The organism is Kytococcus sedentarius DSM 20547 (assembly GCF_000023925.1).
Taxonomy (GTDB): Bacteria; Actinomycetota; Actinomycetes; order Actinomycetales; family Dermatophilaceae; genus Kytococcus; species Kytococcus sedentarius.
The window spans coordinates 2,488,169-2,501,892 of record NC_013169.1 but is presented as its reverse complement, the minus strand read 5'-3'; the positions used below and the strand labels follow the sequence as shown (position 1 = coordinate 2,501,892).

At 72.6% G+C, this 13,724-nt stretch carries 13 protein-coding genes; 7 read left to right on the top strand and 6 right to left on the bottom strand.

The genetic code is table 11. The annotated features are described in order from the left end of the window. The first annotated feature begins 4 nt into the window (after positions 1-4). Positions 5-1,222: an MFS transporter gene (locus tag KSED_RS11820; protein ID WP_015780313.1), complete on the top strand. Its 1,218-nt coding sequence runs from the start codon at positions 5-7 to the stop codon at positions 1,220-1,222. A 27-nt stretch (positions 1,223-1,249) separates the two neighbouring features. Here KSED_RS11820 and KSED_RS11815 read toward each other — a convergent pair whose 3' ends face one another. Both KSED_RS11815 and KSED_RS11810 read right to left on the bottom strand, forming a co-directional pair. Beyond that, positions 1,250-2,404, bottom strand: coding sequence for an AMP-binding enzyme (locus KSED_RS11815; protein WP_015780312.1), 1,155 nt, complete (start codon positions 2,402-2,404; stop codon positions 1,250-1,252). 7 nt (positions 2,405-2,411) lie between these two features. Beyond that, entirely contained in the window at positions 2,412-3,389 is a 978-nt protein-coding gene (locus tag KSED_RS11810; protein WP_015780311.1) for a 1,4-dihydroxy-2-naphthoyl-CoA synthase, read from the bottom strand. Positions 3,390-3,476: 87 nt separating this feature from the next. Here KSED_RS11810 and KSED_RS11805 point away from each other — a divergent pair, with 87 nt between their 5' ends. Beyond that, positions 3,477-4,550, top strand: a complete 1,074-nt coding sequence (locus KSED_RS11805; protein WP_015780310.1) for an o-succinylbenzoate synthase — start codon at positions 3,477-3,479, stop codon at positions 4,548-4,550. Positions 4,551-4,612: 62 nt separating this feature from the next. On the opposite strand, the gene KSED_RS11800 is transcribed toward KSED_RS11805, so the two are convergent. Next, a complete protein-coding gene (locus KSED_RS11800) occupies positions 4,613-4,849 on the bottom strand; it encodes a hypothetical protein (protein WP_015780309.1) in 237 nt (78 codons plus the stop codon). A 110-nt stretch (positions 4,850-4,959) separates the two neighbouring features. On the opposite strand from KSED_RS11800, the gene KSED_RS11795 reads away from it, so the two are divergent. The 4 genes from KSED_RS11795 to KSED_RS11780 all read left to right on the top strand — a co-directional run bounded on the left by KSED_RS11795 (position 4,960) and on the right by KSED_RS11780 (position 8,616). Beyond that, on the top strand, positions 4,960-5,928 hold the full coding sequence (locus KSED_RS11795) for a DUF308 domain-containing protein (protein WP_015780308.1): 969 nt from the start codon (positions 4,960-4,962) through the stop codon (positions 5,926-5,928). 113 nt (positions 5,929-6,041) lie between these two features. Then, complete coding sequence (locus tag KSED_RS11790) at positions 6,042-6,443, top strand: cold-shock protein (RefSeq protein ID WP_015780307.1); 402 nt, start codon at positions 6,042-6,044, stop codon at positions 6,441-6,443. Next, positions 6,443-7,165, top strand: coding sequence for a DUF3027 domain-containing protein (locus KSED_RS13870; protein WP_015780306.1), 723 nt, complete (start codon positions 6,443-6,445; stop codon positions 7,163-7,165). Before KSED_RS11790 ends, KSED_RS13870 begins: the two co-directional genes overlap by 1 nt. Next, the gene (locus tag KSED_RS11780) at positions 7,162-8,616 is read left to right on the top strand and encodes an NCS2 family permease (RefSeq protein WP_015780305.1); all 1,455 of its coding nucleotides are present in this window, start codon (positions 7,162-7,164) and stop codon (positions 8,614-8,616) included. The genes KSED_RS13870 and KSED_RS11780 overlap by 4 nt, the downstream gene beginning before the upstream one ends. A 153-nt stretch (positions 8,617-8,769) precedes the next feature. On the opposite strand, the gene KSED_RS11775 is transcribed toward KSED_RS11780, so the two are convergent. The 3 genes from KSED_RS11775 to KSED_RS11765 form a co-directional block, all read right to left on the bottom strand. Then, a complete protein-coding gene (locus tag KSED_RS11775; RefSeq protein WP_015780304.1) occupies positions 8,770-9,234 on the bottom strand; it encodes a hypothetical protein in 465 nt (154 codons plus the stop codon). A gap of 136 nt (positions 9,235-9,370) precedes the next feature. Continuing rightward, positions 9,371-12,049: an aminopeptidase N gene (gene pepN, locus KSED_RS11770; RefSeq protein WP_015780303.1), complete on the bottom strand. Its 2,679-nt coding sequence runs from the start codon at positions 12,047-12,049 to the stop codon at positions 9,371-9,373. Positions 12,050-12,125: 76 nt separating this feature from the next. Continuing rightward, entirely contained in the window at positions 12,126-12,722 is a 597-nt protein-coding gene (locus KSED_RS11765; RefSeq protein ID WP_015780302.1) for a hypothetical protein, read from the bottom strand. A 140-nt stretch (positions 12,723-12,862) separates the two neighbouring features. Between KSED_RS11765 and pdxH the strand changes: the two genes are divergently transcribed. Next, complete coding sequence (pdxH, locus tag KSED_RS11760) at positions 12,863-13,615, top strand: pyridoxamine 5'-phosphate oxidase (protein WP_015780301.1); 753 nt, start codon at positions 12,863-12,865, stop codon at positions 13,613-13,615. The last annotated feature ends 109 nt before the right edge of the window (positions 13,616-13,724 follow it).

Genomic DNA, 13,724 nt, shown 5'->3' with positions numbered 1-13,724 from the left:
AGCGATGATGGCGCTCGGTGCGGACCTTCGTGATTACCGATTGTTGTGGATGGGGGGTATTCCGGCGGATGTGGCGAGCACGGCGTTTGTGTTCGCCACGCCACTCATCGTGTTGCGGATGACGGATTCGGCGGGGGTCAGCGGTCTGGTGGCTGGTTTACTGGGTTTGGCGGTGGTGGTGGGGCGTTCACCGGGTGGAGCCCTGGCTGATCGGTACGACCGGCGCCATCTCCTGGTGGCTTCGCAGCTGGGGCAGGCCGTCATCTTCGGAGTGATGGCTGCGGTGTTGTTCGCCGGGTCCACGTCGGTGGTGCTTTACGCGGGGTTGTCGATGCTCGTGGCGTTCATCGCCTCGACCAATGATGCGGCTGAGGATGCGGCAATCACGCAGGTAGTTCCGCAGGAACGCCTGGAGCAGTCGCACGGAGAGTACCAGGGGCGCAACCAGGCTGCTCAGCTGGCGGGCCCGGCGTTGGGTGGTGTGTTGCTGGGGGTGGGCCCCGGTTGGGTGTGCGCGGTCGCGGCGGTCGCGTGTGTGGTGGCCATGGTGTGCGACCTGCTCATCCAAGCGGACTTGAGTGTCGAGAAGTCCGAGGAGGAGAACTTCGCCCAGTCTGTCATGGCGGGTTTCTCCTACGTCGGGCGAGAGAGCGTGCTGCGTGACATATTGGGAGTGCAGTTCTTCTACAACCTGGCCGTCGCGGGACTGATGTTCTTCATGGTGATCGACCTGGAACGCGCAGGTGTCTCGGCCGGAGTCATCGGATTGCTCTCGGGTCTCCTGGGGGCTGTGGGCATCGCTGGTGCGGCCATAGTGCCTGCCGTGACCAAGCGCCTTTCGTTCCACCAGACGCAGTTGTTCTGTGTGTTCCTGACCGTGGTCTCGTTGGCGACCAGCGCGGCCCTCAGCGGCCATTGGGCAATGGCCATCCCTTTGGCGCTCAGCATCCTCATTGGGCCGAGCGCGGGGGCCGCTGTCTTTGCCCGCATCAGCCGCTCTGTCCCTCAAGAGCGCTTGGGGAGGGTCATCAGCGTGCAGGCGCTGAATGCCATGGGAGGCAGCGCTCTCTCCCGGCCGGCGGTGGGCTGGGCCTACGGTGGTCTGGGCGCGGTCAGCGGCGCCCTGCCGGTGGCTGCTGCGGTGATCTCCTTGGGGTGGGCGGTGGCGTTCTGGCGCAACGACGACGACCCCCAGTACCACCGGCCCCCGGAGCGTGACTGAATCGCTCGGTCTGCGCCCACTGAATGCTCAGGCTACTTCGTCCGGTTCGGTAGCGAGGCGCCGCAGCGCGCCACGGTCGTGCTTGCCCGGGCCGGTGAGCGGCATCGCGTCCACCCAGCGGACGGCGCGCGGGAGCGCGGACGCGGGCAGCGCCTCGCGCAGGGCGTCACGGAGCGTGGCCAGAGGGACGCGCTCGCCGCGCGGCACGGCGACGACCGTCACCCGCTGGCCCCAGGTCTCGTCCGGGGCGCCCACGACGGCGCACTCGGCCACCTGCGGCAGGCGGCCCACCGCATCGGCGACGGGGCCGGGCGCGACCTTCACGCCGCCGGTGGTGATGAGGTCGTCCGCGCGGCCGGTGATGCGCAGGCGGCCGTCGGGGCCGATCTCGCCGAGGTCGTCGGTGATGAGCGTACGTCGCGGGGTGCCGTCGGGGGCGGGGGGTGCGTCCTCGATGCGGGCGCCCTGCCCGCCGGCGTGGGCGCGGGAGGTGACGAGTTCGCCGTCGACCAACCAGCCGCGCGTGACCCACGGTGCGGTGAGGGTGACCCGGCCCTCGGCGGTGGTGCCGATCTCGACCCCGGGCAGCGGGAGGCCGTCGTACACGCAGCCGCCGCAGGTCTCGGTGGAGCCGTAGGTGCGGACCACCGGCAGGCCGGCCGTGGCGGCCCGCTCGGCCACGGCGGCCGGTAGGGCGGCGCCGCCGACCAGGACGGCGTCGGTGGCCGCGGTGACGGCGCAGGCCGTGGCGGGGTCCTCGGTGAGGCGGGCGACCTGGGTGGGGACGAGCGAGAGGTAGGTGCGTGTCGTCGGGTCGGCCTCCCGGGCGGCGGTCAGGTCGGCAGTGAGACGGGCCGGGTCGAAGGAGCCCTCGGCGCCGGTGGTGACGAGGGGCCCGATGCCGGCGACCGCCGCCCGCACGAGCACCTGCACCCCGGCGATGTGGCCCGGAGGGAGGGCGAGGACCCACCGCCCGGGGCCGCCGAGGCGCTCGTGGGTGGCCGTCGCGCTGGCGGTGAGGTCGGCGCCGCGCAGGAGGGCGCGGGCCGGGCTGCCGGTGGAGCCGGAGGTGCCCAGCGCGAGCTCACGCTCGCCGGCCAGCACGGGGGCGAGGGCGGTGCGCACCGCCTCGGCCGTGGCCTCTGGCGGGACGGTGACGGGGGGCGTCGGGGTGAGGGTCACCGGGGCCTCAGTAGTACCAAGGGTGTGCCGACCAGTCCGGGTCGCGCTTCTCCAGGAAGGACTCCTTGCCCTCCACGGCCTCGTCGGTCATGTACGCCAGGCGCGTCGCCTCCCCGGCGAAGACCTGCTGACCCATGAGGCCGTCGTCGGCCAGGTTGAAGGCGAACTTCAGCATCCGCTGGGCGGTGGGCGACTTGCCGAGGATCTCGCGGGCCACCTGGATGCCCTCGGCCTCCAGCTCCTCGTGGTCGGCCACGATGTTGACCGCGCCCATGCGCTGCATCGTCTCGGCGTCGTAGGTGCGGCCCAGGAAGAAGATCTCGCGGGCGAACTTCTGCCCCACCTGCTGGGCCAGGTAGGCGCTGCCGTAGCCGGCGTCGAAGGAGCCGACGTCCGCATCGGTCTGCTTGAAGCGCGCGTGCTGGCGGGAGGCGAGGGTCATGTCGCACACCACGTGGAGCGAGTGCCCGCCGCCGGCCGCCCAGCCGTTCACCAGGGCGATGACGACCTTCGGCATCGTGCGGATCAGGCGCTGCACCTCCAGGATGTGCAGCCGCCCGCCCTCGGCCCTCACCCGGGCCTCGTCCACGGAGGAGGCGTCAGCGGCCGCGACGTCCGTGTCGTGGTCCGTGGCGTACTGGTAACCCGACCGCCCACGGATGCGCTGGTCCCCGCCGGAGCAGAAGGCCCAGCCGCCGTCCTTGGGTGAGGGGCCGTTGCCGGTCAGCAGGACGACGCCCACGTCGGGGGACCGGCGGGCGTGGTCGAGCGCGCGGTAGAGCTCGTCCACGGTGTGCGGGCGGAAGGCGTTGCGGACCTCCGGGCGGTCGAACGCGATGCGGACCACCCCCAGCGGGACCTCGCTGTCCCCGCTGCCGTCCTCGCCGCCGCGTCCCACGGCCGGCAGCGTGCTGCGGTGGTAGGTGATGTCGGTCAGGCCCTCGAACCCGGGCACCTCGGCCCACAGTGATGCGTCCACAGTCATGGCCCCGACCCTAGTTGTCCCCGCAGTGCTCTCGGGCACCCCGGTGCTCCCCGCCCGCGCCCCACGCCACCCAGTACCGTCGGTCCCGTGCTTCCCTGCCCCACCGACCGCCCCCAGGCGGTGAGCGACCCCACCCTGGGCCGTGAGCTCCCCGCGCTCGAGGAGCTGCTCGCCCACCTGGTGGTGGTCCGCCTGCCCATGGTGGTGCGCTTCCGGGGCCTGACCACCCGCGAGACCGCGTTGGTCCGCGGGCCCCTCGGCTGGGCCGAGTTCGCCCCGTTCACCGAGTACGACGACGCCGAGGCCTCCCGCTGGCTCGCCGCCACCCTGGAGGCCGGCTGGTGGGGCTGGCCCGCCCCCGTCCGCTCCACGGTGCCGGTCAACGTCACCGTGCCGGCCGTCGCCGCGGAGGAGGTCCCGGCCGTCGTGGCCCGCGTGCCCGGCGCCGGGACCGCCAAGATCAAGGTCGCCGAGCGCTCCGTGCTGGACCGTGACGAGGCCGCCTCCACGGCGAACGACCTCGCCCGCATCGCCGCCGTCCGCCGCGCGATGGGGCCCGACGCCGCCCTGCGCATCGACGCCAACGGGGCATGGTCCGTGCGTCAGGCCGCCCGGGCGCTCGAGCAGGTGGCCGCCACGGGGGAGCGCCTCGACTATTGCGAGCAGCCCTGCGCCACGGCTGCGGAGCTCGCTGAGCTCCGCGAGCTATTGGTTGCCCGCGGTGTGCCCACCCGCATCGCGGCCGACGAGTCCATCCGCCGCGCGGCCGACCCCCTGCTCGTGCGCGCGCTGGGCGCGGCCGACCTCATCGTCGTCAAGGCAGCGCCGATGGGGGGAGCGGCCGCCGCCGCGCAGATCATCACCGCCACCGGGTTGCCCACGGTCGTGAGCTCGGCCCTGGAGTCGAGCGTGGGCCTGGGGGCGGGCGTCGCCCTGGCCTCCTCGATGCCGGAGCTCGCCGGAGCGTGCGGGCTCGGCACCGCTGCGCTCTTCTCGCACGACGTCACCTCGGCGCCCCTGGTGCCGGAGGGTGGGCGGATCGCCCTGCGCCGCGTCGAGCCGGACCGGGCCGCGGAGCTGGCCGCGCCGGACCGGACCGACTGGTGGGCACGCCGCATCGAGCGGTCCCTGGAGCTGCTGCGGACCGGTCAGGCAGGCTGAGCGGACGAGACGGGTCGTCGTGCCGGTCCGTCCGGGTCGTCCGGTCAGGTCACCGAATCAGGTCACCAGAGGCTGACGTCATAGACCATCACCGCGATGAACAGCACCAGCACCGCCAGGATCGCCGCGTTCACCAGTGCCCGCACCATCAACTCGCGGCGGGTGGGCTCGGGTGCCTTGCGCCAGAACGTGAACCGGTGGAAGGCCTTCACCTGACCGCGCGGGTTGAGCACCCCCATCAGCGTGATCACCACGGCGAGGATGGCCACGGCGACCACGAACTTGACCACGGTGGGCATGTGCGTCCTCCCAAGGGCTCAGGGGATGGTGCCGACGGTCGGCGGTGCGGTTCAGGGTGCCACACCCCCTGCCGGCCCGGGGCGCCCCGGGCCGGCACTAGAATCCGGCCATGAGCCACGTGACGGGGGGCCCCTCGGGCCCGTACGCCTACCACCCGCAGCAGCAGCCGAAGCGCAAGGGCCTGATGCCCCTGATCTTCGGCGGTCTGACGCTGCTCGTGGGAACGCCGCTGGCCTTCCTGCTGCCGATGGCGATCGGCATGGGGGACCTGTTCGGCGCACTGCTCAACCCCGCCTCGGACGGCGACACTCGCTACCTGCCGGCCGGTGAGGAGCGGGTCCTCTACGCGATGGGGCCCGACGCCGACCCGCTGGAGACCGACCAGTGCACGGTGACCGACCCGGCGGGAAACGCCGTGCCCCTGGATCCGCAGCTCACGGAGAGCGCCAGCGCCCCGCAGAACTTCTGGCTCTTCCAGACCACCGAGGCCGGTGACTACACCCTGGAGTGTGGTTCCGGGTCGGTGATGGCCGTCGCGCCCGGGGACGCCCTGGAGGGCGTGATCGGGTGGACCCTGGGTGCGTTCGCGCTCGCGCTGATCGTGTTCCTGCTGGGTCTGGTCCTCATCATCTGGGGCATCGTCCAGCTCGTCCGCACGAGCCGCGAGCAGCAGGCCGTCGCGGGTGGGTACGGCCCCCCGCCCGGCGCGGCGCCGTATGGCCAGCCGGGTCAGTACGGGCAGCCGGGTCAGTACGGCCAGCCCGGCCAGTACGCACCCCCCTCCGGGCCCGCCGACCAGCAGGGCCAGTACGGCCAGCCCCCTGCCCCGGGTCAGTACGGCCAGCCCAGCCAGCCCAGCCAGCCGGCCCCCGAGGGTGCCGGAACGGGTGACGACCCCCGTGCCCCGCACCCGCTGAACGGGGCCCGGGGCCGCCCGGCTCCCGAGTACGGGCAGTACGCCCCAGGGCACGAGCCCAGCACCCAGGAGCCAGGCACCCACGAGCCCGGCGCCGGCACCCGGGCCCCCTCCGGGTCCCCGCAGGACGGCGACGGCCGCGGCGGAGCCCACCGGCTCTGAGGGCGGGCCCGTAGACTGGGCCTGTGGGCGACGGTGCGCACGGCGCCGTCGCCTCCCTCATCACTGCCGTTCCCCCTCGTGGGGGCGGCCCCCACGTCACACAGGAGTTCCCAGTGCCCACCGGCAAGGTCAAGTGGTTCGACGCCGACAAGGGTTTCGGCTTCGTCGGCGACGATGCGGGGAGCGACGTCTTCCTGCGCGCCAGCGCCCTCCCCGCCGGGGTGACCACGTTGCGCCCCGGCACCCGCCTGGAGTACAGCATCGTGCAGGGACGTAAGGGCGACCAGGCCATGCACGTGGAGGTGCTCGACGCGCCCCCCTCAGTGCAGCGTGGCCGCACCCTGCGTGACCGCAAGCCCGCGGACGACATGGCCGTCGTCGTGGAGGACCTCATCCGGTTGCTCGACGACGCGTCCAACCAGCTGCGCAAGGGGCGTTACCCCGACGCGCGCCACGGGCAGACCCTCGCCAAGGCCCTGCGGGCCGTGGCCGACCAGTTCGAGGCAGGACGCTGATGACCACCCCCACCACCCCCACCACCCCCAGCAAGCAGCGCGCCCCGCGCCCGGACGCCGCCCTGATGGAGGCCGTCGGCACGGCCCGCGAGGGGCTCTTCGGTGTGGCCGCCGCGGGTTCGGTCGGCGAGCACGTCGGCGCCGTGAGCGTCGGGGAGCGCCTGGTGACCCACCACTTCGAGTGCCTGCTGCGCGGCTACGTCGGCTGGCGCTGGGAGGTGACCGTCGCCCGGGCGCCCCGCAGCAAGCGGATCACCCTGTGCGAGACGCACCTCGCCCCGGCCGAGGGCGCCCTGCTCGCCCCGGAGTGGGTGCCCTGGGCCGACCGGCTGCGCCCGGAGGACTTCGGCGCCCCGGACGCGCAGACCGAGGAGCCGCAGGTGGTGCTGGTCTCCGCGGCTGCGCTGCCGGTGCGGACCGACGGACAGCAGCCCGAGCGGGTGGCCGCGCGGTGCGAGAACTGTGAGTGCACCGGGTACCTGGTGCCCGTCGAGACCCTGCGCAAGGAGCGCGCCGAGCTGGCCGAGCCGGAGCCGGCACCCCTGCCCTCCCCGCTGATCGACGACTTCGACCTGGACGTGCTCGACCTCTCTGACGAGTCGGACTCGTCCGACCAGCCGGATGCGCGCGACGAGTTCGCCGGCGAGGGCACCGACGAGTCCACCAGCGCGTCGGGCGCCTCCGCCGACGAGCCCGGCCAGGCCGAGGAGTCCCGCGCGTGAACGCGGTGCTCAACCGGTGGTTCGACCTCGAGGGGCGCGAGACCACCGTCGTCCGCGAGGTCCGCGGCGGTGTCGTCACCTTCTTCACGATGGCCTACATCATCGTGCTCAACCCGCTGATGATCGGCACCGTCGCCGACGGCACCGGCAACTTCCTCGGTGGCGGCGACAGCCCCAACATCGCGATGGTGGCCGCGGCCACGGCGCTGGTGGCCGGCGTCATGACCATCCTCATGGGCGTGGTGGCGAACTACCCCATCGCACTGGCGACGGGGCTGGGCCTCAACGCGTTCGTCGCCTTCGGCGTCGCCAGCCTCCCGAACGTCACCTGGGCCGACGCCATGGGTCTGGTGGTGATGGAGGGCCTGATCATCCTGCTGCTGGTGCTCACCGGCTTCCGGCAGGCGGTCTTCCACGCCATCCCCGCCCAGCTCAAGATCGCCATCAGCGTCGGCATCGGCCTGTTCATCGCCTTCGTCGGCCTGGTCGATGCGGGGATCGTCCGCAAGCCCGCCGGCGGCCCGGTGCCGGTCGAGATGGGCGTCGGGGGCTTCCTCTCCGGCTGGCCCACCCTGGTCTTCGTCCTCGGCCTGCTCGCCATCGTCGTGATGATGGTGGCCAAGGTCCGTGGCGCGATCCTCTACGGCATCCTCGGCTCCACCGTGCTGGCTGTGGTGCTGGAGCGCATCATCGGCATCGGTTCGCAGACCGACGCCTCCGGTGAGGTCGTGAACCCCACCGGCTGGGGCCTCAACGTGCCGGCCATCCCCACCCAGTGGGTCGAGGTGCCCGACTTCGGACTGCTCGGCCAGTTCAACCTGCTGGGTTCGTTCAGCTCCATCGGCATCGTGGGTGCCAGCCTGCTGGTCTTCACGCTGCTGCTGGCCGACTTCTTCGACACGATGGGCACGATGGTCGCCGTGGGTGCCGAGGCCGGTCTGCTGGACGAGGAGGGCAACCCGCCCCGGGCGCAGCGCATCCTGGTGGTCGACTCCCTGGCCGCCGCCGCCGGTGGTGCCGGCGCGGTCTCGTCGAACACGTCCTTCATCGAGTCCGCCTCCGGCGTCGGTGAAGGTGCTCGGACCGGCTTGGCCAGCGTCGTGACCGGCATCCTGTTCCTGCTGGCGACCTTCCTCTCCCCGTTGGTGTCCGTGGTGCCCTACGAGGCCGCCACGCCCGCGCTGGTGGTCGTCGGCTTCCTGATGATGCAGCAGGTCACAGGCATCGAGTGGGACCGCCTGGACATCGCCGTCCCGGCCTTCCTCACCATCGTGCTGATGCCCTTCACCTACTCCATCACCGCCGGCATTGGTGCCGGCTTCGTGACCTACGTGGTGCTGCAGGTGGCGCAGGGCCGGGCGCGTGATCTCCACCCGTTGATGTGGATCATCGCCGCCATGTTCCTGGCCTACTTCGGCATCGACCCCATCCGCGACCTGGCAGGAGTGTGATGAGCGCACAGACCCGACGCATCATCGTGATCGTGACCCTCGTGGCCCTGATCCTGGGCCCGGTGGTGGCAGCGCTGTTCAGCTGACCGCTGTCAACCGACGACCGGGCGGCCCACCGTGTGGTGGGCCGCCCGGTCGTTTTTTGTGGGTGCCTCAGGTGGCGGTGGTGAGGTCCGCCGAGGATGGGGTCGAGCCGGGGGGCGGGCTCGGGAGCGGGGTGATGCTCTCCGAGGGGACCGTCCGGCCGCTCGGAGACGGGCTCGGCGCCTCGGACTCGCTCGGGTCGTCGCTGGGCTCGGTGTCGGTCGGGTCCGGGTCGCTGGTGGGGCTGTCGCTCGGGGAGGGTGACTGGTCGCCGTCGCTGGAGGCGTCCGTCTCGGCCGGCGGCTCGCTGGGGTCGTCCGAGCCCGACTCGGACTCGTCGTCGGACCCGCTCTCGCTGGGCGCCTCGCTCTCGTCGTCGGACCCGCTCTCGCTGGGCGCGTCGGAGCTGGTCTCGCTCGTCGGCGAACTCGTGCTCTCCGAGGGGTCCTCGTCGGATTCCCCGGTGCAGGCCGTCAAGCCACCCAGCAGCAGCCCGACGGTCAGGATGTGGGCAGCGGTGCGTGTATTCGTCATGGTGACCCTCCCGGTGGTGTGTCCCTCCACCATGGCGCGGAACGGCCCCGGTGCCAAGCCCCCGGCGGCTTCGTGAGGAAACCGTGAGGAAAGGGGCACCGGGGCCGGGTCGCCGGATCGGTTCCGGCGCAGGGGTTCAGGCGCGGTCCACCGTGCCCTCGCGGCGGGCGAGCCCCTGGGCCGTCTCGGCGCGACGCAGGTCGTCCCAGCGGTCGACCACGATGCGGCGCAGCGCCGCCGGTGCCTGCGGGTGGGCCTCGAGCCACTGGCCGGTCGCCTCGTCGGTCCGGTCGTCGGCCGGGAACATGCCCGGCACGATCCGCTCGGCGATCTCCATGCCGTGCTGCGCCCAGATCTCCTCGAGGCGGCCGAAGTACTCCTCGCGCAGCCAGCCCAGCTCCTCGGAGCGCAGCGGCTGACGGATGCCGCTGATGGTGGCCGAGACGTGGTCGTTCGTCAGCGACAGCGGGGTCAGCAGCTTCTCCCAGGCCTCGCGGCGGGCGTCCTCACTGGGAAGCGACGAGACGGCCTCCAGGTGGTGGGTGATCGTCGAGTTGTTGCGGTCGGCCTCGAGCTCGGCGTCCAGCTCCTCGCGGGTCGCCTCCCCGGTGGCGGCCAGGGCCTTCCACAGGTCCCAGCGACGGTCGGCCTCCCAGGCGATGCCCTCCACCTGCTCGCTCCCGTCGAGGAACCCGCGGGCCACCGGCGCCGATGCGGGGTGCGTCGCCGCCGCAGCCCCGAAGGCTCGCTGCCACACCAGCTGGGCGTCGGAGCCCGGCTCGGCCGAGCGCAGGTTGGCCAGGCAGGTCTCGGCCCAGGCGGCGCGCCAGGCGTCCCGCTGCTCGGCGGGCAGGTACTTCTCGATCGCGGTGCGCGCGTTGCCGGCCACGGCGCCCAGCATGCCGCCGTGCTGCTCGTTGGCCAGCCCGGCGATGGCAGCTCGCACGTAGTGCGCAGCGTGCAGCCGGCCGTCGCGGGTGGCGTCCCACAGGGCCCACCAGGCCGCGGTGCGGGAGGTGTCCTCCTCCAGCGTGCCCAGGTACTCCACCAGCGTGCCCATGCTGCGCTCGTCCAGGGCGAGCTTGGCGTAGGTCAGGTCGCCGTCGTTGAGCAGCACCAGGTCGGGCTGCGGGGACCCGACCAGGTCGGCCAGGCCCTCCACCTCGGCGAGGTCCACCGACGCGGCGGCCAGGTCGAGCTCGGCGCGGCGCGTGCGCTGCAGGCGGCCGTCCACGAGGTCGTAGGTGCCCACGGCCAGGCGGTGCGGGCGCATCACCTCCTGACCGGTCACCGGGTCGGTGCACGCCTGGGTCAGGCGCGCGGCGGTGACGGCCCCGGCGGACGCGTCGCTGCCCGCATCGGAGGTCATGAGCTCCAGGCCCAGGGTGGAGACGCCGGCGGTGCGCAGCCACGGGCCCACCCAGGCGTCCAGGTCGCGGCCGGAGGCCCCCTCCAGGGCGGCCAGCAGGTCCGGCAGCGTGGTGTTGCCGTAGGCGTGCTTCTCGAAGTACGCCGTGGAGCCGGCGAAGAACTGCTCGGGCCCCACATAGTTCATGAGGTTCTGCAGCAGCGCCGCGCCCTTGGCGTAGGTGATGCCGTCGAAGTTCTGGCGGGCGGCCTCGAGGTCCTCGATCTCCGCGACCACCGGGTGCGTGGAGGGCATCTGGTCCACGTGGTACGCCCAGAGCTTGCGGGCCGTGGAGAAGGCCACCCAGGCGTCGGTGTACCCGGTGGAGTCCGCACTGCCCTGCGTGCCCAGCAGCTCGGCGAAGGACTCCTTGAGCCACAGGTCGTTCCACCACTCCATGGTCACCAGGTCCCCGAACCACATGTGCGCCATCTCGTGCAGGATCGTGTTCGCGCGGGTGGCGCGCTGCGAGCGCGTCGGGGTGGAGCGGAAGACGTAGCCCTCGGTGAAGGTCACACAGCCCGGGTTCTCCATGGCGCCGAGGTTGTACTCGGGTACGAACACCTGGTCGTAGGTGCCCCACGGGTAGGCCACGCCGAAGGTGCGGTGGAAGAAGTCCAACCCGGCGAAGGTGATCTCGAAGATCTCCTCCGCGTCGAAGTGCTCCACCAGGCTCTGGCGGCAGAGCAGGCCGACCGGCACCTCGAGCGCGGTGCCATCGGCGGCGGTGCCCGTCCAGGTGCGCTCCACGCGGTGGTAGTCGCCGGCGCACATGGCGGTGATGTACGTGGACATCGGCAGAGTGGGGGCGAAGCTGTGGCGGGTCCCGGCGGGCACCTCGGCGCCGGCGACGATGCCGCCCTCGACGGGCTCGGAGGTCGGGTCCTCGCTGTTGCAGCGCACCACCCAGTCGGTGGGGGCCGTGATCACCCAGGTGAACGGGGCCTTCAGGTCGGGCTGCTCGAAGGTGGTGTAGAGGCGGCGGCAGTCCGCGGGCTCGAAGTGCGTGTAGAGGTAGACCTTGCCGTCGGCCGGGTCGATGAAGCGGTGCAGGCCCTGGCCCGTGCGGCCGTAGGTGCCCCGACCCTCCACGACGACCCGGTGCTGGCCGGCGGAGAGCTCGGGCAGGCTGATGCGCGCACCGTCGAACACCTCCTCGGGGACCAGCGGCGCCCCGTCCAGGCTCACCGCATCGACCCCGCCGAGGAAGTCGAGGAAGGTGGAGCCACCGGTGGAGGTGAAGTCCAGCGTGGTGGTGGTGCCGAAGGTCTCGCAGTCGGCGTCGGGCGCGCTGCGGACGTCGACCTCGATGCGGTAGCTCAGGTCGCTGATCATCGCCGACCGGGCGGCGGCCTCGGTGCGCGAGAGGTTGCGGGAGGAGTGCGGTGCGGTGGGTGCGTGGGTCACGGGGTCAGTCAAACAGACCCCGTGGCGCAGGAAACGTCGACCCTGTGGCTGGGTGTGGACGAGCCGGAGTCGCCGGTCAGGGGTGGTGGACGGTGCCCGTCAGCGGCTCGTCATCATCGGGGGCATCGCCTGGGGTGGAGCCGCCGACGGTGCCGGACCCCGGTTCGCCCGGCTGCGCGCCCCCATCGGGCTGGGGAGCGGTGGGCCGTCCCGGCCGGCTGGGCTGACCGGGCTTGCGAGGGCGGATGCGGGCGTCCAGGTCGGCGTGGCGCAGCAGTTCGCTGAAGGGGGTGTCGACGTGCGGGTGCGTGCCCACTGGGGTGTCGCCGGAGAACACCACCCAGACCGGTCGCGAGTGGATGAAGGTCTGCAGCATGGAGCCGTCCACCACGGCCCGCGCGTGGTGGGTGGCGCGGCGCTTGGCCGCGGCCCCGCCCAGCGGGGTGTGGTCCACGAAGCTGCCGGTCTGGCGAGGGGTGGCGTCGGCCATGTCTGCGGTGCGCCCGCCCTGGGCGCCGGGCACCCGGCGCCCCGTCCGGCGCTCGACCTCGTCGACCACGGCCGGCGCGTGCTTGCGGGCCTCCTGCACCAGGCTGGGCCCGTACTTCTTGGCGGCCCCGGCGATCACGGGCCCGTACTTGATGGCATTGCGGATGACGCGGGGGTTGACCATGCTGGATTCCTCACGGCTGGGGGTTCAGCTCCTGCGCTCCAGTGTCTCGCGCACGGCTCGTCCTCACCAACGCGGGATCCGGCCGGCTGCTTCCCGCCAGCCACGCAGCGGGCCGCCCCGTGCTCGCTATGGTGTGCGCCATGCATCCCTCGGAGCTGGCCCGACGCCGCGGTCGCCGCCTTGAACGGCTCGAGTACACCGGCGAGGGCCTGGACCCGGAGAGCCTGCCGCCGGCGCCGTGGTCCGTCATCGACGAGTGGGTGTCGGCCGCCCACCACCGGGCGCTGGAGAGGGGGGACGTGCCGGAGCCGGCCGCCGTCGCCCTGGCCACGGTCGATGCGGACGGGGCCCCCGATGTGCGCACCGTCCTGTGCCGTGACATCGCTCCGCAGGGCCTGCGCCTGTTCACCTCCTTGGTCTCGGCCAAGGCCGAACAGATCGCCGCCGACCCCCGCGTCGCCGTGACCTGGACCTGGCCCAGCATGTTTAGGGCCCTGCGCTTCCGGGGCGTCGCGGAGGAGCTCCCGCGCGACCAGGTGGACGAATACTTCCGGCAGCGGCCCTGGGGTGCCCGCATCGGGGCCCACGTGAGCCACCAGTCGCACGCGATGGCCACCCGCCAGGAGCTCGTGGACAGGGAGGCCGAGCTGGCCACGCGGTGGCCGGACCGCTCCCGCCCGGACGACGTCCCGACCCCCGGCCACTGGGGCGGCTACTTGGTGCGCCCCTACCAGGTGGAGGTGTGGACCGGGCGCCAGTCGCGGCTGCACGACCGCTGCCGGTGGGAGCTCGTCGAGCCCCTCGACCCCACCCAGTCGGCGGCCGACCAGCGCGCGTTGCTGCTGCCGCTGGACGACGAGACCGCCTGGACGCACACCCTGCTGCAGCCCTGAGGGCCGGTCCCGCCCGCCCCCTCCGTCGGCACCCCCTGCCGCAAACTGTCGTCTGCCCGTCCAACCTGACGCACCTGTACGCGTCGCGTTGAGCCGGGAGAAGACAGAA

Coding starts and splice junctions, on each gene's coding strand:
- KSED_RS11820 (WP_015780313.1), top strand. CDS start 5: ATGATGGCGCTCGGTGCGGACCTTCGTGATTACCGATTGTTGTGGATG.
- KSED_RS11810 (WP_015780311.1), bottom strand. CDS start 3,389: ATGACTGTGGACGCATCACTGTGGGCCGAGGTGCCCGGGTTCGAGGGC.
- KSED_RS11800 (WP_015780309.1), bottom strand. CDS start 4,849: ATGCCCACCGTGGTCAAGTTCGTGGTCGCCGTGGCCATCCTCGCCGTG.
- KSED_RS11795 (WP_015780308.1), top strand. CDS start 4,960: ATGAGCCACGTGACGGGGGGCCCCTCGGGCCCGTACGCCTACCACCCG.
- KSED_RS13870 (WP_015780306.1), top strand. CDS start 6,443: ATGACCACCCCCACCACCCCCACCACCCCCAGCAAGCAGCGCGCCCCG.
- KSED_RS11775 (WP_015780304.1), bottom strand. CDS start 9,234: ATGACGAATACACGCACCGCTGCCCACATCCTGACCGTCGGGCTGCTG.
- KSED_RS11765 (WP_015780302.1), bottom strand. CDS start 12,722: ATGGTCAACCCCCGCGTCATCCGCAATGCCATCAAGTACGGGCCCGTG.
- pdxH (WP_015780301.1), top strand. CDS start 12,863: ATGCATCCCTCGGAGCTGGCCCGACGCCGCGGTCGCCGCCTTGAACGG.